The following is a 17,106-nucleotide window of genomic DNA, read 5'->3' as shown; positions in this document are numbered from 1 at the left end:
GCGGTATCGCTTCCGTCCAGTCTGCTTTTATTTCAGGATTTCGGCCAGGAAACTGCCGGCCTTGGCCGCACCTTCGCCGGAAATCGTGTGCGGCAGGCCGGGCTGGATCACCGTTTCGACCTTCATGCCGAGCGCTTCGAGCGCGGCGGCAGCCTTGGTCGTCTCCGCGGCCGGGATGACCGGATCGGCGCTACCGTGGATCAGCAGGATCGGTGTTGCGGTGGCGGGTGAAAGCGGTAGCGGCGAGGCAAGGCGGCCGGAAAAGCCGACCACCGCGCCAACCGGCCAGCGACCGGAAGCGACGGCATCGAGCGACATGATCGTGCCCTGCGAAAAGCCGACAAAAGCGACCCTGTCGAGCTTATCGGAAAAGCCGTGTTCCTCGATGATCGTGGAAATCGTCTTGTCGAAGGCAGCCCGTGCATCCTTGATGCGGTCGCTGCGGTTTTCTTCCGTGACGCCGGCAACGCTGAACCATTGGTAACCCGACCCGAAGCTTGAGGGGGCGGGTGCATTCGGCGAAACGAAGACGGCATCCGGCAGGACGCTTTTCCAGGCATTTCCGAGCGGCGCGAGATCAGCGCCGTTGGAGCCGACGCCGTGAAGCATGATGACGAGAATATTGGTTGCGATGTTCGACATGATCCTGTGTCCTTTTATGCCGCGACGAAGGGCAGCTGTGGGCCTACCGGCACGATTCCGTTCGGATTGCGTGCCGTGATCGAGCAATAGCCGCGTTTGATATAATCGATATTGACTGTCTCGCGAACGCCGGGCGTTTCGATCACGTTCTGGACGTAACGGCTGAGCGCGGTGTAGTCGGCCAGGCGACAAAGATTGCACTTGAAGAGGCCATTATAGCCCGCATCGAAGCGCACGAGTGTCGTGAACAAGCGCAAATCCGCCTCCCCGAGCCTGCCGCCGAAAAGGATCCGCCTCCGACCTGCTAACCGCTCTCCCCCCCGTTCAGTATCGCGAACACGTCCAGCAAAGGCTTCCTCATAGGCGATCTGGTTCGTCCCTTGGGTGTTGAGGATGGCCAACCGAGGACGCTCACGCGTTGCAGGAATTGTGAGCGTAAAAAGGGCGGCGTTCGGTCCATTTGCGCAGACGCGTTCCTAACATGATGATGCTGGAGACGGCGACCGAGCTAACTGCTAACGGCAAGATTTCGTGGGATAAATAGCGTGTCAGGCAACTAAGGGTATCCCAGAGCTCTACAGTTGGGATTTCCGTTACACCGCAGTACACCGAAGGAGACTGAGGACGAGGCACTTCGCGCCATTCAAGGAATATACCAGGAAACTCAACATACGAACCACTCATTTTGATACTGCCACCAGTATATTGACATACTCCACCCAGTATGTCTTTCTCAACGTCAGGAGACTGCATGCCATACTCAATCGAAGACAAAAAACGGGCGACGACGCGGTTAAGGCGTATCAAAGGTCAGGTCGAGGCTTTGGAGCGCGCCGTTGATGCGGGCTTGGAATGCAAACTTCTCCTCCAGCAGATCGCCGCGATGCGTGGCGCTGCCGGTGGGCTTATGGCCGAAGTAATAGAAATCCATCTACGCGAGACGATGGCCGTTCCCGAGAACCGTACCTCATCCGTCGCCGAAGATCAGATGGATGACATAATGAAGATCCTGCGCGCCTATTTGAAGTAGGCAGCAGAGTTGAAAGGATATGCGAGATGAAGAGCAGAGCCGCAGTCGCCTGGGAGGCCAACAAGCCCCTCACCATCGAGACCATCGAGATCGGTGGTCCAAGGGCCGGAGAAGTGCTGGTTGAGGTGATGGCCACGGGTGTTTGCCACACCGACGCCTACACACTTTCCGGTCTCGATTCAGAAGGCAAGTTCCCGGCTATTCTTGGCCATGAGGGTGCCGGCATCGTGCGGGAAGTCGGCGCGGGTGTCACCTCGCTGAAGGTTGGGGATCACGTCATCCCTCTTTACACGCCGGAATGCCGCCAGTGCAAAACCTGCCTGTCGCAGCGATCCAACCTCTGCACATCGATCCGCTCGACCCAGGGCCAGGGCCTGATGCCGGACAATACCTCGCGCTTTTCCTGCGATGCCGGCGAAATCTTCCACTATATGGGCTGCTCGACCTTCTCGAACTTTACCGTCCTGCCGGAAATCGCGCTGGCGAAGATTCGTGAAGATGCGCCCTTTGACAAGATCTGCTACATCGGTTGCGGTGTCACCACCGGCATTGGAGCGGTTATCTACACCGCCAAGGTTCGTCCAGGCTCGACTGTCGTCGTGTTCGGTCTGGGCGGCATTGGGCTTAACGTCATCCAAGGTGCCCGTATGGTCGGGGCGGACAAGATCATTGGCGTGGACCTCAACCCCGCCAAGGTTCCGATGGCAAAGAAGTTCGGCATGACTGACTTCATCAACCCGACGGAAGTCGGCAACGACAAGGTCGTTCAGGCGATCCAGGACCTGACCGATGGCGGTGCAGACTACACGTTCGATGCCACCGGCAATGTCAATGTCATGCGCCAGGCGCTGGAAGCCGCCCATCGCGGCTGGGGTGAATCGATCATCATCGGCGTCGCCGAAGCCGGCAAGGAAATCTCCACCCGGCCGTTCCAGTTGGTCACCGGCCGCGTCTGGAAGGGATCGGCCTTTGGTGGTGCGCGCGGCCGCACTGACGTGCCGAAGATCGTCGACTGGTACATGGATGGCAAGATCAACATCGATGACTTGATCACCCACAAGATGCCGCTTGAGGAAATCAACACGGCCTTCGATCTGATGCACGAAGGCAAGTCTATCCGCTCCGTCATCGAGTTCTGAATACCCGTACGGGCGGTCAAACGCAGATGCCCGCAAACGGGGTCGCGAAAACGACCGCGGGCGCCTGGCTACGACCAGAAAGGAAGAGACCAGTGACAAGACTTCTCCATTCGTCCATTCAGAACGGCCTGACGCAGGGCAGCGTCTGCCGGCGGCGTTCTGACCTGCAAGTGCCATGGTCGTCCGGTCAAGGTGAAGGTATCGGGCGGCATCGCCCATAACCACGCTTGCGGTTGCACCCAATGCTGGAAGCCCGCGGACGCGGCCTTCTCGGTCGTGGCGGTTGCGCCGAGCGAAAACGTGACTATCCTCGAAAACGGTGACAAGCTCGCCGTGGTCGACGCCTCGGCACTGATTCAGCGGCATGCCTGCACCGAATGCGGCACCCACATGCACGGCCCGGTCGAACGCGATCACGCCTTCAAGGGCCTGTCCTTCATCCATCCAGAACTGTTTGAAATTAGTGGCTGGCCGGCCCCCGGCTTTGCCGCCTTCGTCTCGTCGGTCATCGAAGGCGGCGTCGATCCTTCCGAAATGGACGGCATCCGCGCCAAGCTCAAGGACATCGGACTTGAGCCCTACGATTGCCTGTCGCCGGCGCTGATGGACTTCCTTGCCACCTGGACCGCCAAGAAGGCCGGCGTTCTCGCCGCCTGATGGATAGGGCGGGCCGCCTCCGTGGCCCGCCTTACCCTGCCAATCCCCGAGGCCGTGATGAAACAAATCTCTGCCAGCAAATCGTTCGGCGGCACGCAATACGTTTTCTCGCATGCGTCCGACGCATGCCGAGGCGACATGACCTTTGCCGTCTTCATGCCACCCCAGGCCGAAACGCCAAAGTGCCTGTGCTGTGGTATCTTTCGGGCCTGACCTGCACGCATCAGAACGTGATGGACAAGGGGGAATATCGCTAGGTTGCCGCCGAACTTGGTATCGCCATCATCTGCCCAGACACCAGTCCGCGCGGCGAAGACGTTCCAGACGAGCCCGACAACTGGTAGTTCGGCAAGGGCGCGGGCTTCTGTCTCGATGCCACGCAGGATCCCTTCTCGGGCATTACAACATGCAGACTTATTTGCTCGAGGAACTTCCGCTACTTCTCGATGATAGCGACCTCGCACTCGATTTCGGCCGCCAGAGCATTTTCGGTCACTCGATGGGCGGCCATGGCGCAATCACTTTGGCGCTGAAAAACCCGGTGGGTTTTGCCTCGGTCTCGGCCTTTGCCCCGATCGCCCAGCCGTCCACGGCCGACTGGTCTCGCCCGGCGCTCGAAAATTATCTCGGAACGGATCAGGCCGCGTGGCGCGCCTATGATAGCACGCTGCTGATCGAAGACGGCTACCGCGTAAAGGAAATTCTCGTCGATCAAGGCACAGCAGACCCATTTCTGGAAACCGGCCTGCGCCCGCAACTTCTCAAGCAAGCATGCGATAGCGCGGGGATTCCCCTTACCCTCAACATGAGAGAAGGCTACGATCACTGGTACCTTTTCATCTCGACTTTTATTGTCGATCATGTCCGGTGGCATGCCAAGCGACTGACCCAAAACGGGTGAGCCGCTTTCTGGCAGGCGACGTTTCCAGAAAGAATCTTGATCAGGCCGCATGTGCTTCGCCCTTCCTGGTCTCAAGTCGAAGTTCTTTCTACCTGCAAACGATCGAGGACGACTGCATTCTCGCTGGAATACTCCAGAAGCTTTGGCAGGCGGAATTCGCGCGGTTCCCAATGCTGATCGGCTCAGCGCCTGCGCCTTGCAAAAGATACGGTTCCCGTTTTACTCCGATCCGGGTGTTAGTTGTATCGAGCAGGGCCAGAGAGGACAAACGATGGATCTTTTCAGCGAACCACGCCGGCTTCCGTTGAAAGACGCGGACGTTGTATATCATCCTAGGCCCGATATTGGGATTTCGCCGGACGAGCTGTTTCAGACTCTTCGCAGGGAGGTCATCTGGGAGCAGCATTCCATTCGCATCGAGGACCGCATTATACCGCAGCCTCGGCTGAGCAGCTGGTATGGTGATGTTGTTCACACCTACTCAACCCTCGCGAATGTTCTCCAGCCGCACCCATTTATCCCGATATTGGACGCGCTACGAAAGCGCCTCGAAAGCATTACAGGCTCCCGTTTCAATTCGATGCTCGCCAATCTTTATCGTGACGGCGGTGACAAGATCGGCTGGCATTCAGACAACGAGCCAGAACTGGGGCCGGAGCCTGTGATCGCTTCGATCAGCCTCGGCGCTGAGCGGCGTTTCGACTTGCGGCGTCGAGATGATCACTCGAAGGTTGCGCGCATCTTTCTTGAGCATGGAAGCCTTTTAATAATGGGCGGCGGCACGCAGAAAAACTGGCAGCACGGGATTGCTCGTCGGACAGAGAGCGTTGGAGAGCGGATCAATCTTACCTTCCGTCTTACCGATAAGACCAAACGTCGCGCTATTCCGTAAAGCAGAACCCATGGCTTTTTTTGCAGGCTAGAACGCTTATCCGGTACTGCCGCGCACCACAATGCTGTAACCGACGTCTGCGAGCTTGCTCGCCTGCGCATCACCTCGGCATCTCGCCATGATCGTTCGTTCAGCTTTCTGGTGGGCAACAGCAACGCGTCGCCATCGCGCGCTGTGGTCTCCCAGCCGCAAGTCCCGCTTGGCGAGCCGTTGTCCAACCTAGACGCCCGGTTGCGCGAAAGCATGCAGGAAGAGCTGATCCAGCTGCATCGCCAGACGGCCTGACCACCGTCTTCGTGACCCACGACCAGGAGGAAGCACTCAGTCTCTCCGACCGGATTGTTCACCTGAATGCAGGCAACATCGAACAAGCGGCAGCCCGCTCGGAACTCTACGCCCGACCGCGCACGCGGTTTGCTGCGTCATTCATGGGATCGACCAATCTGCTGGAGATACAGTTGGGCCAGGATGCCGGCGTCGGCATAGCCCTCCTCAAGAGCGGCCAGGTCATCGCATTGGCCGAACAGGCTGCGAGCCGCGGTCCAAGGACGGTCATGGTCCGGCAAGAGGATATTAGGCTTCTGCCTTCGGGGGCAAACAACGGCCTCACCGGCACGTCCTGACCCGGGTCTTCCTCGAGTCGCGCGCCGATATGTCGTTGATCTTGGCGAACAGACGGTCAGACGCCTCGTACCCACCGATCGGTTGTTCGAGGTCGGTGAAAAGCTTGAACTTTCCATACCCGCTGAGCGACTGACGCTGCTTGCAGACTCACCCCCTCTCCCACAGAAAAGGAACTGAAGATGATTGGTCGTGTACGGCGCGGTTGGGCAGAGCCTGAAACCGCGGACGCGTATGAAAAGCTCTTGACGACCGAAACGCTGCCGGCACTCCACCGGATCGACGGCTACAAGGGATCGTATTTCATGCGTCGCACGCTTGAGACAACGAGGTCGAGTTGGTCGAGATCACCTTGTGGGATTCTATGGAAACGATCGTTGCATTCGCGGGCGAAGACTGCACCAAAGCAGTGGTGCCATTGGACACCCAGGCCTTTCTAACCCGCTTCGGCGATCGAACGGTGCATTTTGAGGCCACTTGGTGCCCGTAATCTAATCTCCTGCAAGGATGGATTGCGGGCAGGTCGCATGCGGCCCAGTTGGTTGGCGGTGCCGCTTAAGGCAGCGCCTTCCCTTCAACAAAGTATGTTCCCTCAGCGCGCCGTCGTGATGACCAGGTTCCTGAAATAGGCGATCGTGCCGGATTCCAGCCAGACGCCGACGCCGCCGCGCTGGCTTGCGCCGAGTTTGAGGTCGTTGACGATGAGAGCGGGTAGCGGCTTGCCGTCGAGATAAAGCTTTGCCTTGTCGCCGGCGACCACGATCTTCATGTGCGTCCACCGTGCGAGGTCGAGATCTGCATAAGTCTCATAGGCTTCGGGAGATTCCCGGCGCAGCCTGTCGAACTTGAAGTCCGGGTAGGCAACGTACTGGACGCTGTGATTGCGCCTGACCTGGTCATCGGCGGTGCTGTTGGTCGGCCGCAAATAGATGCTTTCGAACCGGCCTTTATCGTCGATCCTGAACGTTAGGCCGATGAAGCCTCGGGCATAGGCCGGCGCGGCGGCAACGAGTTCGCTTGCGACGTCCACTTCGATCGTACCATCCGTGAAATCCACCGGCAGCCAGGCCATGAAATCCCGGTCGGCCAGCGCCTCCTTGGCGGGGTCCTGTATCTTGTCGGAAGGCATCGTCATCTTAAATGCCGCTTGCCCCTGATAACGGGTCTCTTCCAGCGAGACGCCCGAGAGGCGGAAATCGGTGGTTGCGGCACCTTGAGACGTACCGAACGAATGGCCTTCGGCCGCCAGCAATATGCCGAGCGTCAGGGGGAATGCCTTGATCACGCCCATGATCTGTCTCCTTTGGCTTGAGGAAGAAGCCGGCACTGAGATCGCCAGAGTGGTGATGTCTGGATGGTGCCGGCCGTATCGTTTGCATTGCGTGGCGAGCTATCGCTCGAGGAAGGTGCTCAGGTCCGTCGTGAACTTGACGGGATTCTTGAAGGCGAGGAAATGGTCGCCACTTTCCTCCGCCGAGTAGACGAACAGTTCCGATCCCTTGATCTGCGACTGCATCCACTTCTGGCTCGGCACGTTGTTACTGTGATCGCCGGTGAAAATGGCGGTCGGAACGTCGATCTTGTGGCTGATGACGTCGCGCCAGTCATTGGTTGCATGGTCGAACAGGACAAGGCTCATGAACTTGGGATCGTTCTTGACTAATTCGCGCGCGAACGCTTCCGAGTTCTGGAAATGCGCAGTTCCCTTTTCCATGGCCCGGCGCATGACGTTCATGTCGACGACCTGCTCGTTGGTCGGGGCGCCACCGAAGGCGGCGATCATTCGCTCAGCCGACGTGGTCATGCCGCCGGCGTTCAGACGTTCTTCTTCCGTCCAGTCCGCATGCGTGTAGATCGAGATCGGCTCGTCAATGAATGCCGCCTTGCGGATCGACTTGGTGCCGAACAGGTCGATATAGCTCCAGATGACCGAAGCCCCCATGGACCAGCCGCAGAAGTCCGCCTGCTCCACGCCCAGATGATCGACGAATTCCTTGAGGTCCATGCCATAGCGCGCAAGACGCGTGCCGTAGGGGACGTTCTCTGACAGGCCCTGATTACGCGGATCAAGAACGAGGATCCGATACTTCTTGGCAAGCAGGAACATCACGTTGACATATTCGGCGCCATTTGCGCCCCATCCGGGAACGAAGATGATCGGCTTGCCTTCGCCCGCCTCCCAATAGCTCAGCTTTACGCCGTCATTGGTCTCGAAGCTGTTGATCTGCAGCCCCTTGAAGTCGGAAAGCTTGGCGGGAAGTCCTTCGATCCTGTTCGGAAACGTGAAATCGCGGCCGAGAACATCGATTGCCGGTGCGGCAAACGCCTGGCTGGTCATCGACATCATCACACCCACCAGAGTTGTGAGGACGAAATTCTTTCTCATGTATCTTACTCCGTCGTAAGGTGCGGCGCGGGGCCACCCCTTTGTTTCTGGCTTATACGCGGACCCAGGATGGGGCGACAGTCGGGCCCATTCCGAGGAAGAAGCCGAATTGGATGTTCATCTCGCCAATCGGCTCGAGGAAACGGCTGTTGCTGAGTGGGCCGGCATTGATGGCTTCGAACGATAGCTTTTCAGCCAGCGCCCGCACCTTGGCGGTTGCGGCCTCGTCATCACCGGCGACAAAGACCTGAAGAGTCTTGTCGGCGCGCGCTTCCGGACCGATCAGGCCCGCAAAGATCGTGTTGAAAGCCTTGACCACGGTTGCGGCGGGGAACGCCTTCTGGATTTCCTCGGCGGCCGAGGTCGTGTGGCCCAAAAGCAATTCCTTGTAGTCGGCGGTGATCGGGTTGCTGATGTCAATCAGGATCTTGCTGGCAAGATCTCCGGCTGAACCCAGTGCCGGGGCGACGGCTTCATAAGGCAGGGCAAGCAGCACGACATCTGCATGCTTTATGGCGGCAGTGATGCCGCCACCTTCAACGCCATTTCCAATCTCGGCGGCGAGCGCTGCTGCCTTGGCCGGATCGCGATGGCCGACGACAACCTCTGTACCTTCAGCAGCAGCAAATGCGCGTACGAAGCCGGCGCCCATATTTCCTGTTCCGATAACAGCGATTTTCATTGTCTTTTCCTTCATTGTTCGGTCGAGGAGATATTGACCTTGAAATGAAACAAGATAAATCGCGATGACATCGCGTCACCTGAAACGGATTGTTTCAAATGGATCGTTTGACAGCCATGGAGGTGTTTGTTCGCGCCGTCGACAGCGGCTCTTTCAGTGCTGCCGGAGAGACCCTTCAGATGTCGTCGCAGCTTGTGGGCAAGCATGTACAGAAGCTGGAGCAGCACCTTGGCATACAATTGCTGCATCGTTCGACGCGCCGCCAGAGCCTGACCGATTTTGGCCGTACGTTCTACGAGCGGGCAAGGATCATCCTGTCGGAGGTCGAGACGGCAGAGGGAATGGCGGCGGAAACGCGTGCGGTTCCCAGTGGTCGCCTTCGGATCAATGCGCCGGTCAGTTTTGGGATGCGAACGCTGTCCCCCTGCCTCCCCGACTATATGAAAATGTATCCCGACGTGTCCGTAGAGCTCAGCCTTTCCAATCGGGCGGTTGATCTCATTGAGGAGGCATTCGACGCGGTTTTCCGGGTAGGTGAGTTGTCGGATACGGGATTGATTGCCCGACGGTTGGCACCCTATCGACTGATCCTTTGTGCTTCGCCTGACTATATTATGGCGCACGAGACGCTGATGTCTCCGTGGGATCTGCAAAAACATGAGTGCCTGGGGTTTTCTCACACGGCGCTCAGGACCCATTGGACCTTTGACGGCCCCGAAGGCCGCGTTGTTGTGCCCGTGGCCGGCAGACTGATGGTTGACCACGGCGAGCCACTGCTCTACGCCGCATTGCAGGGGTTGGGTATCATGCTGCAGCCGCTGGAAATGGTTCAGGACTTTCTACTGGACGGCAGGCTCGTTGAGTTGCTACCCGAATATCCAGCTCCGACACGGCCATTGCACGTCCTCTACGCGCCGGACCGGCGCCTCACACCCAAGCTTCGCAGTTTTCTGGACTTCTCAGTCGCATGCTTCTCAAATTAGTCTATCTCGCGTCTCATAGATATACGGGACAGAAACGCAGATTGGCGAAGCCCCTCATTTAGAGGATCACCACCATTAATCTGCACCTCTCCGAAGAGACACACGATAGCGTTGTCTCAATCCGCTTTGACCGAACTGCCGGATCGCAGTGACCGCAATAGCGCTTACACGCCCGCGGGACGAAAACTGCAGCTCTCTCCCATCCGCGACACTATGGTTCGATAGCTCCGACGCAAGTGAGCCAGTGTCATCTAAAGCTTCCGAATGCTTCACTCGAACGCAAGGATCTACGATCCTTTGCAGTTTAGCCCAAGGAGGATGAAACATGGGTAGCTTCTCACTAGACGGCCGTATCGCTTTGGTCACCGGTGGCGGCAGGGGGATTGGTGCCGGGATTGCACAAAGCCTGGCACGGGCGGGCGCGAACGTCCTGGTCGCAGATTACACCGATCAGCTCGCAGAAGAAGGCGCATCGGCCATAACGGCGCTTGGCCGACGGTCGATGGCCATCAAGGTCGACGTCAGGAAGCCGGATAGCGTGGAAGCAATGATCAACGCCGTTGAGAAGGAGTTCGGTCGGCTTGACATCGCGGTGAACAATGCCGGAGTGGTTAGCCTTGGCGGTGTTCAGGAGCTAACTTTCGAGCAATGGAACGAGGTGATCGACGTCAACCTGCGCGGCGTGTTTTTAAGCTGCCAGGCCGAAATCAAATTGATGAGGAAGGCGAAATTTGGTCGCATCATCAACTCGTCGTCGATTGCAGGAAAAGTTGGCTTTCCCAATCTTGCTCACTATAGCGCGTCAAAGTTTGGGGTTATCGGCTTCACCAACGCTATTGCGAAGGAAGTAGCAAAAGACGGAATCACGGTGAATGCCCTTTGCCCTGGTATCGTCGGCACTGGAATGTGGCGTGGCGAGACCGGTCTTTCCGGTCTTTGGGCTGATCCTGGGGAGACAGAGGAAGCTTCTTGGGCACGTCACCAGGAAATTTTCTTACCGCAGGGTGTGGCTCAGACACCTGAAGATATGGGGCAGATGGTCGTTTATATGGCCGTTGCGGAACATGTGACAGGACAGGCGCTGGCGGTTGACGGAGGGTTCTCCCTGTAAAGCAACACTTTAGGGTCACGCTTAAATCGCCCGGGAACGTTATGCTCCCGGGCCTTATCCATTCTGATCCTTTGAGGTCAGGAAACCCTTTCTCTCGAATTTTGTATCTGGATCTTTCGGTAAAGGGTCGCTCGAGAGACGCCCAAATACCGGGCAGTCAGCGAAACGTTTCCGCCGTTGTGGCGAAGGGCCGCCTCAATGCGCGAGGCCTGAGATTTCGAACGGGCCGTCAAATCCGTTTTGGCGATCTCGCAAACCATGTCTTGGGGCAAATGCTCAAGATCTATAGCACCGGCATCCGAAAGAACCACAGCGTGGCGCAGTGCGTTCCGCATCTCCCGAACATTCCCCGGCCAGTGGTAATTCAGCAGCACGAGGCGGGCGTCATCGCTTAGCCGAATGTCCGGTCGTCCTAAGTCGAGACACTCCATTTTCAACAACCCAAACACGACCTCTTCCAATTCGGGATGGGTCCTCAGCGACGGTAATGAGATTGTCCCACCCTTGAGCCGATGGAGCAAGCTAGCTTTCAATCGGTCACTTTTCGTAAGCTGGTCGAACTCGCTATCCGTCAGCGCAATAACGCCGAAGCGTCGATCCGAGCGAGCGCTCCGGTTCTCGATAAGCGCTTGAAGTGCTATTTGGCCCTCGTCGTCGAGTTCCTCCAGCCGATCCAAAATAAGGCAGGTCGTCCCGCGGAGCGGAAGATTGCTCGTGAAGACTGCAGCTCCGGCTTGTTGCTTGGACACGGCCGCGCAATCGATCATAAGCGTCTCGGTTTCATCACCGAGGCATCGACGCGCTACCATATGAGCAAATGCCGTCTTGCCGGTCCCCGTCTCACCGCTGACGATGAGCGGAATACCCGCGCGATAAAGCCGCTCCGCTCTAGCGAGCAGTTGCGACAAAATGGGGTCGATCCGGAAGTTGTCCTCGGAAAAGGCACTGCTGCCGATCATTGGGGAGTAAATTGATGCTTCCGCCATCGCAGCGCCGCGACGAACGCCGGTCGAACGACCATGGGACGGCGTTGCGTCGCGGCCGCTGATCGCAATTTGCAGATCGCGGCCAGGCAGTCGATACGGTCGATCTAGCCGGATGTCCGCCAGTGACGTCTCCATCGCAAAAACATCTTCGGCCGTTTTGCCAATGAGCTGCTCCGGCTGCATTCCCGTTAGCGATGCAACTTGCGAACTGGCGTCTATGATTAAACCTTTATCATCCACCGCAATTCTGCCCTCTTCGGCCAAATCAGTGCCGTCCGAGCCGAAATATAGCCGGAGAAGATTGCTGTTGCGGTGCGTCCGCGCAAAATACCGGTTTTCGATCCGCCTTGCGGTTCGCTCGACAATATCGAGCACCACCCGATTGGTCCGATCATCACTGTCTCTGGCGGTGGTTACGTTGATCACGCTTTGCAGCATGTTCCGTCGTCCCATGACAGGTGCAGTGATGCATGAGAGAGTTTGTGCAGCCAGGCCGTAATGCTGCTTGCCCGAGATGACGACCGATTTGCCTGAGGTTAGGCAAGTGCCGACGCCATTCGTCCCCTGCCGCTCTTCGGCCCAGACCGAGCCCGGAAGAACCCCAAGACGGGACATGTCACCCAAAAACTGGTGGTCGCATCGGAAGAGCATCATAACGCCCTGCGCCGAAGCGAGTGAAACCAGGTATTCACTGTCGACCAAGCGAAGAAAAAGCTTCTCTACCTCTGGCTCAGCCGCGGCGAGCAGATCCTGGTAGTCTTGTTCCAGAGACCTGAACTCGTAGTGCGTGAGCACCTCGGCTCGGGGCACATGATCGGGCGTCAGATGGTAATCGGAAAGGCAACGCTTCCATGAATCGGCAACGATGTTGGGTAAAGGACTGGTCGGCTCGAAGCCTCTGAGAAGCCGCAGGCGTGCGATCTCGTCCAAAACCGGTTCTCTTACGAGATTGTCCTCGGCTCGGAATTCATAACTCAACATGTGCTCCTCCCAAAGCAGACATTGCGGCGTTGTCTCAGTGAGACACGTAATAACAGGCGCCGTAAAGCTAGTCGAATTGCCAGCGCATCGACAACCCTACCACTGCGACTGTCCCATCGACTACCTTTCGCATGCGGCAAGACACCACCAGCCTTTCGAAGGCAGGGACGATAAGATTTTGAAACTTCGAATTTTTTAGGCGCGCTTTATCTTGTCACCTCAATTTGCATGAAGATGTCATTCCTCCCAAACCCACTTATATCGCGGGCCCACGGTCCACTCCATGTATATTCTGAAACTCAAGCAGGTTCAGCCCTGTCTCAATTGAGACAGGGCTGTTGAGACACTCTGGTCAGATATCCTTGTTGGTGCGACGCCAGTCGATCAGTTGCCCGACAGACACTTTGAGGAGCCCATATTTCCGTGCGAACTCGTCCAATCTCACCCCGCTCATCATGGATCCGTCAGGATTCACCAGCTCGCACAATACGCCCACCGGCGTGTGGCCGGCCAGCCTGACGATGTCGTACGCAGCCTCGGTGTGGCCCTGCCTTACGAAAACACCGCCTCGGCGAGCACGAAGCGGAAAGATGTGTCCGGGTCGGCGAAGAAGCGCGGGGTCTGGCGTCGGCTTGGCGAGCACATGGAAGGACAAGGCACGATCCTTGGCCGAAACACCCGTCCCACTGGCTTTTGCATCGCATGTGACTGTGAATGCGGTCGCTTGAGGGTCGTCATTTCTCGCGACCATTGGGGGAAGCGCCAATGCATCGGCGTGCTCATCTGACATCGATGCACAGAGGATACCAGTTGAGTGGTTGACCATGAAGGCAATGATTTCGGGCGTAATCGTCGCCGCCGAGGCGATAAGGTCGCCCTCATTCTCACGATCATGGTCGTCGACAACAATGACCATACCACCAGATGCGACGATCTCGATTGCGTCATCGATGGATGAACTCTCCGCCCTTTCGGGCGGAGAAAGGTCTTTTGATGCGGGAGAAATCTCCCAATCCATTAGCATTGAAATTCTCCCTAATTTCGAGCCAATATCAGGCCGCATTCACGACCGGCAAAACCTCCTGCGCGAGCCGTGTCATGGACTGCTTCTCGCGTTCCAAGTTGTCGCCCGTCCCATCCAGCCCCGCCATGAGCAACGTGCCGAACGGACCCGAACGCTCACGCAGGCCGATAAGTTTCTCTGCGACGGTCTTGGAAGACCCATAAATGACGCTCGCTTTGACGATGCTTTCGACCGTGACATCCTCATCGCGCATGTTCACATCGGGCTTGGCAACGATGGTGTAGTTCGCGCGCTTCAACACCTCCCACAGATAATCAAAGTAGTAGATGTTGCTCCCCTTTGGATCGAGCAACCAGTCCTCGGCCTGAGCGTCGCTTTCCGCGATCAAAATATTACGCGCCACCGTCCAGTTCTTGCCTGTCGGCTCCCTGCCGGCAGCCTCGCATCCCTCGACATATTTATGCCAGTGGCTGATCACGGTGCTTTCGGGAGAGAAGTTCGCCGTAACCGGGATCCAACCCTTCTTCGCGGCGTAGGAAACGCTTCCACTGCCGGGCGACATCGACGACAGCGCGATGGGCGGATGGGGCTTCTGGTAGGGCTTGCCCATGGAGCCAACGCCCAGTTCCGGAATGATCATTTCCGTGAGTTTGATCGGCCAGTGCTTGCCGGGAATGTCGTATGGCGGGTCCTGTGACCAGATCGTGAGAATGGTCGAGATGGATTCTGCCATACGTTCATTGCGAACGTCGCCGTCCAGATTTCCAAAGAGTTCCATGTCGGACGCAAGGCCGCCCGGCCCGACGCCGAAGATGAACCTTCCCTTGGAAAGATGATCGAACAACGACGCTTCAGCTGCAACGATTGCAGGATGATGGTTCGGGAGAGCGATAACGCCGGTCGCAAACTTGATATTCTTGGTCTGGGAGATAAGCGACGCCAGGAAGATCATTGGCGCGGACACCGGCTCTGTAACACATGAAATGTGTTCGCCTATCCAGGCTTCATCGAAACCAAGCTTGTCGGCAAGGATGATTTTTTCGGTGTTCTCAGCCAGCACGTCAACAAGCGGACGTGAAGCTGGGTGAAGCGGCATAGCGAAAGTTCCTAGTCTCAATGTAACCTCCCTTTGATTTGAGATGCCCTACGGGGGCGTTCATGGAATTACGGTTTCGATTGCTGGGACGAGGCCAACGATGCCCGGCAGCCATTCATCCAGACCAACGGCACAAGCCGTTCCTCGCTCGGTGTAGGCAGAAGGACGTGCTCGACCATCCCGACGAAGATGGTGTGCGTATCGTAGTGATGCGCATCTGCTACGGAGCAGACCTGCGATGCGAGAGCACCGCGGAGAACAGGCATACCGCCTGGACCTTCGAGCCAATGCTCTGGGAGAAAGCGGCGATCTCGCAGATCGGTTCTTGAGAAACTCTCAAGTAGGTTGAAGTGGGTATCGCCCATCAGGTTGAGGCAGAACCGCCTGTTGTCCACGATGAACGGATGGATCGAAGCCGAACGATTGACCGCAACGAGCATAGACGGGGGATCCATCGAGAGTGAAACCGCGCTGGTCACGGCCATCCCGTGATAGGCGCCCTCGCCATCGGTAGTGGTGATCAGCGAGACACTTGCCGCCGTGATCCGCATGCTCGCGCGGAAGGATTCCTTCACAGTTTCCGGCGCTCCAGTAAGTGCCATCATCACGGCGACCTCCTCTAATTTCCGTGCGATACCAGGAATCATCTCGCTGTGATCGCTACGGCATACCGGAAATTATCAGTTGGTCAGGCCATGAAAACTGGACCAGATGAACCAGCTGAGCGCATGTCGCGTGTCTCACAAGAGACAATGGAAACGAGCCAAGCGAACAACCTATTGATGAGCGGAGGACGCTTGCGGCTGAAGGAATTGGAGCATCTCGCGATCGTCATAGTCGTCACCAAAAGGGAGGAAAGTCGATGAAGGCTCTTCGTTTTCATGAAGCAAAGAAATTGCTGCTGGAGGAGATAGATGACCCCACAACGCCAGCAGACGACGAGGTCGTGATCGAAAACCGATTCGTTGGTATCTGCGGAACGGATTTGCACGAGTATGCCTACGGGCCAATCTTCGTTCCAACCGAGCCTCACCCATACACTAAGGCAGCTGGCCCGCAGGTGCTGGGCCATGAATATGGCGGCGTAGTCGCCAAAGTCGGCAAGGATGTAACACATGTCACTGTCGGTGACCGTGTGTCGGTCCAGCCGTTCATCACCCCTCGCGGCGGAGACTATTATGTGGACCGCGCTGACTTTCAGCTCTCCGACAATATGGCGCTTGCCGGACTGAGTTGGATCGGCGGGGGAATGGCTCAGCAATCTCTTCTCAAGGGATACAACGTCTACAAGATTCCGGATCAATTGAAGGATGAAGATGCGGCGCTCGTCGAGCCGACTGCCGTCGCGGTCTATGCCTGCGACAGGGGTGGCATAAAGCCTGGTGATGCAGTCTTGGTGACCGGAGCAGGACCAATTGGCCTCCTGACGCTTCTTTCCGCAAAAGCAGCCGGCGCCGCTCAGCTCTTTCTCTCAGATGTGAATCCTACGCGGTTGGCGATCGCGAAGGAAATCCTGCCTGATGTGGTTACGATAAACCCCAAAGATCAGGACGTCGGCGATGCCGTTAGGGCGGCGACCGAAGGCGGTGTAGGTTGCGATGTTGCCTTGGAATGCGTTGGCAACACACTCGCGCTGCAGACTTGCGTTGACGCCGTTCGGAAGCAGGGCGTGGTGGTTCAGGTCGGTTTGCATAAGGGCGAAGCGCCGATCAACTGGTTCACGGTTGTGTTCAAAGACATCGATCTTCGCGGGTCATGGGCCTATCCCGGTCGGCTTTGGCCCCGTGTGATGCGTCTCCTAGCCTCCGACCAAATCCCTGCCCGGAAGGTCGTCACCAAAACTGTATCGCTTGATAATGCGGTGAAGGATGGGTTCGACGCCCTACTCGATCCGGCGGGAACACAGCTGAAGATACTGATCGACCTGAAGCAGTAGCCACTGTGACAGAACTGCCAATGAAGCCGAAGGCGTGCT

16 protein-coding genes and 2 pseudogenes are annotated in these 17,106 nt (G+C 57.4%); 9 read left to right on the top strand and 9 right to left on the bottom strand.

Features of this window, described 5'->3' with window-relative positions; genetic code table 11:
• Window positions 1-27: 27 nt before the first annotated feature.
• Together HNQ72_RS25025 and HNQ72_RS25020 are read right to left on the bottom strand one after the other, a co-directional pair.
• Window positions 28-642, bottom strand: coding sequence for an alpha/beta hydrolase (locus HNQ72_RS25025; RefSeq protein ID WP_183996410.1), 615 nt, complete (start codon window positions 640-642; stop codon window positions 28-30).
• Between the two features lie 14 nt (window positions 643-656).
• Window positions 657-1,043: a glutathione S-transferase C-terminal domain-containing protein gene (locus HNQ72_RS25020; RefSeq protein WP_373289491.1), complete on the bottom strand. Its 387-nt coding sequence runs from the start codon at window positions 1,041-1,043 to the stop codon at window positions 657-659.
• A 350-nt stretch (window positions 1,044-1,393) separates the two neighbouring features.
• Between HNQ72_RS25020 and HNQ72_RS25015 the strand changes: the two genes are divergently transcribed.
• From HNQ72_RS25015 to HNQ72_RS24990, 6 genes and pseudogenes are all read left to right on the top strand, one after another.
• Window positions 1,394-1,672, top strand: a complete 279-nt coding sequence (locus HNQ72_RS25015) for a metal/formaldehyde-sensitive transcriptional repressor (RefSeq protein ID WP_183996408.1) — start codon at window positions 1,394-1,396, stop codon at window positions 1,670-1,672.
• A gap of 26 nt (window positions 1,673-1,698) precedes the next feature.
• On the top strand, window positions 1,699-2,811 hold the full coding sequence (locus tag HNQ72_RS25010) for an S-(hydroxymethyl)glutathione dehydrogenase/class III alcohol dehydrogenase (protein WP_183996406.1): 1,113 nt from the start codon (window positions 1,699-1,701) through the stop codon (window positions 2,809-2,811).
• A gap of 26 nt (window positions 2,812-2,837) precedes the next feature.
• A pseudogene (gene gfa, locus HNQ72_RS25005) lies at window positions 2,838-3,468 on the top strand (S-(hydroxymethyl)glutathione synthase).
• 57 nt (window positions 3,469-3,525) lie between these two features.
• A pseudogene (gene fghA, locus HNQ72_RS25000) lies at window positions 3,526-4,369 on the top strand (S-formylglutathione hydrolase).
• 271 nt (window positions 4,370-4,640) lie between these two features.
• Entirely contained in the window at window positions 4,641-5,261 is a 621-nt protein-coding gene (locus tag HNQ72_RS24995; RefSeq protein ID WP_183996404.1) for an alpha-ketoglutarate-dependent dioxygenase AlkB family protein, read from the top strand.
• Window positions 5,262-5,557: 296 nt separating this feature from the next.
• Entirely contained in the window at window positions 5,558-5,884 is a 327-nt protein-coding gene (locus tag HNQ72_RS24990) for an ATP-binding cassette domain-containing protein (RefSeq protein WP_183996402.1), read from the top strand.
• A gap of 590 nt (window positions 5,885-6,474) precedes the next feature.
• Here the strand turns inward: HNQ72_RS24990 and HNQ72_RS24985 are convergent.
• The 3 genes from HNQ72_RS24985 to HNQ72_RS24975 all read right to left on the bottom strand — a co-directional run bounded on the left by HNQ72_RS24985 (window position 6,475) and on the right by HNQ72_RS24975 (window position 8,950).
• Window positions 6,475-7,173 carry a LamG domain-containing protein gene (locus HNQ72_RS24985; protein ID WP_210319707.1) on the bottom strand — a complete coding sequence of 233 codons (699 nt, stop codon included), beginning with the start codon at window positions 7,171-7,173 and terminating at the stop codon, window positions 6,475-6,477.
• Window positions 7,174-7,272: 99 nt separating this feature from the next.
• The gene (locus HNQ72_RS24980) at window positions 7,273-8,268 is read right to left on the bottom strand and encodes an alpha/beta fold hydrolase (RefSeq protein ID WP_183996400.1); all 996 of its coding nucleotides are present in this window, start codon (window positions 8,266-8,268) and stop codon (window positions 7,273-7,275) included.
• A 52-nt stretch (window positions 8,269-8,320) separates the two neighbouring features.
• Window positions 8,321-8,950 carry an NADPH-dependent F420 reductase gene (locus tag HNQ72_RS24975; protein ID WP_183996398.1) on the bottom strand — a complete coding sequence of 210 codons (630 nt, stop codon included), beginning with the start codon at window positions 8,948-8,950 and terminating at the stop codon, window positions 8,321-8,323.
• Window positions 8,951-9,048: 98 nt separating this feature from the next.
• Between HNQ72_RS24975 and HNQ72_RS24970 the strand changes: the two genes are divergently transcribed.
• Both HNQ72_RS24970 and HNQ72_RS24965 read left to right on the top strand, forming a co-directional pair.
• Window positions 9,049-9,933: a LysR family transcriptional regulator gene (locus tag HNQ72_RS24970; protein ID WP_183996396.1), complete on the top strand. Its 885-nt coding sequence runs from the start codon at window positions 9,049-9,051 to the stop codon at window positions 9,931-9,933.
• Window positions 9,934-10,258: 325 nt separating this feature from the next.
• Window positions 10,259-11,044, top strand: coding sequence for an SDR family NAD(P)-dependent oxidoreductase (locus HNQ72_RS24965; protein ID WP_183996394.1), 786 nt, complete (start codon window positions 10,259-10,261; stop codon window positions 11,042-11,044).
• Window positions 11,045-11,121: 77 nt separating this feature from the next.
• Here the strand turns inward: HNQ72_RS24965 and HNQ72_RS24960 are convergent, their stop codons facing one another.
• The 4 genes from HNQ72_RS24960 to HNQ72_RS24945 all read right to left on the bottom strand — a co-directional run bounded on the left by HNQ72_RS24960 (window position 11,122) and on the right by HNQ72_RS24945 (window position 15,736).
• The gene (locus HNQ72_RS24960; protein WP_183996392.1) at window positions 11,122-13,011 is read right to left on the bottom strand and encodes a sigma-54-dependent Fis family transcriptional regulator; all 1,890 of its coding nucleotides are present in this window, start codon (window positions 13,009-13,011) and stop codon (window positions 11,122-11,124) included.
• A gap of 352 nt (window positions 13,012-13,363) precedes the next feature.
• Window positions 13,364-14,029 (bottom strand): 3,4-dihydroxy-2-butanone-4-phosphate synthase, encoded by a 666-nt coding sequence (gene ribB / locus HNQ72_RS24955; protein ID WP_210319706.1) that lies wholly within the window; start codon window positions 14,027-14,029, stop codon window positions 13,364-13,366.
• Between the two features lie 34 nt (window positions 14,030-14,063).
• Window positions 14,064-15,131 carry an LLM class flavin-dependent oxidoreductase gene (locus tag HNQ72_RS24950; RefSeq protein WP_210319705.1) on the bottom strand — a complete coding sequence of 356 codons (1,068 nt, stop codon included), beginning with the start codon at window positions 15,129-15,131 and terminating at the stop codon, window positions 14,064-14,066.
• Window positions 15,132-15,199: 68 nt separating this feature from the next.
• The gene (locus HNQ72_RS24945; RefSeq protein WP_183996388.1) at window positions 15,200-15,736 is read right to left on the bottom strand and encodes a flavin reductase family protein; all 537 of its coding nucleotides are present in this window, start codon (window positions 15,734-15,736) and stop codon (window positions 15,200-15,202) included.
• A 257-nt stretch (window positions 15,737-15,993) separates the two neighbouring features.
• On the opposite strand from HNQ72_RS24945, the gene HNQ72_RS24940 reads away from it, so the two are divergent.
• Window positions 15,994-17,067 carry a 2,3-butanediol dehydrogenase gene (locus HNQ72_RS24940; RefSeq protein ID WP_183996386.1) on the top strand — a complete coding sequence of 358 codons (1,074 nt, stop codon included), beginning with the start codon at window positions 15,994-15,996 and terminating at the stop codon, window positions 17,065-17,067.
• Window positions 17,068-17,106: the final 39 nt, after the last annotated feature.

The sequence above is a fragment of the Aliirhizobium wenxiniae genome (genome assembly GCF_014201355.1).
Taxonomy (GTDB): domain Bacteria; phylum Pseudomonadota; class Alphaproteobacteria; order Rhizobiales; family Rhizobiaceae; genus Neorhizobium; species Neorhizobium wenxiniae.
This window is presented reverse-complemented; position numbering and strand designations above follow the sequence as displayed.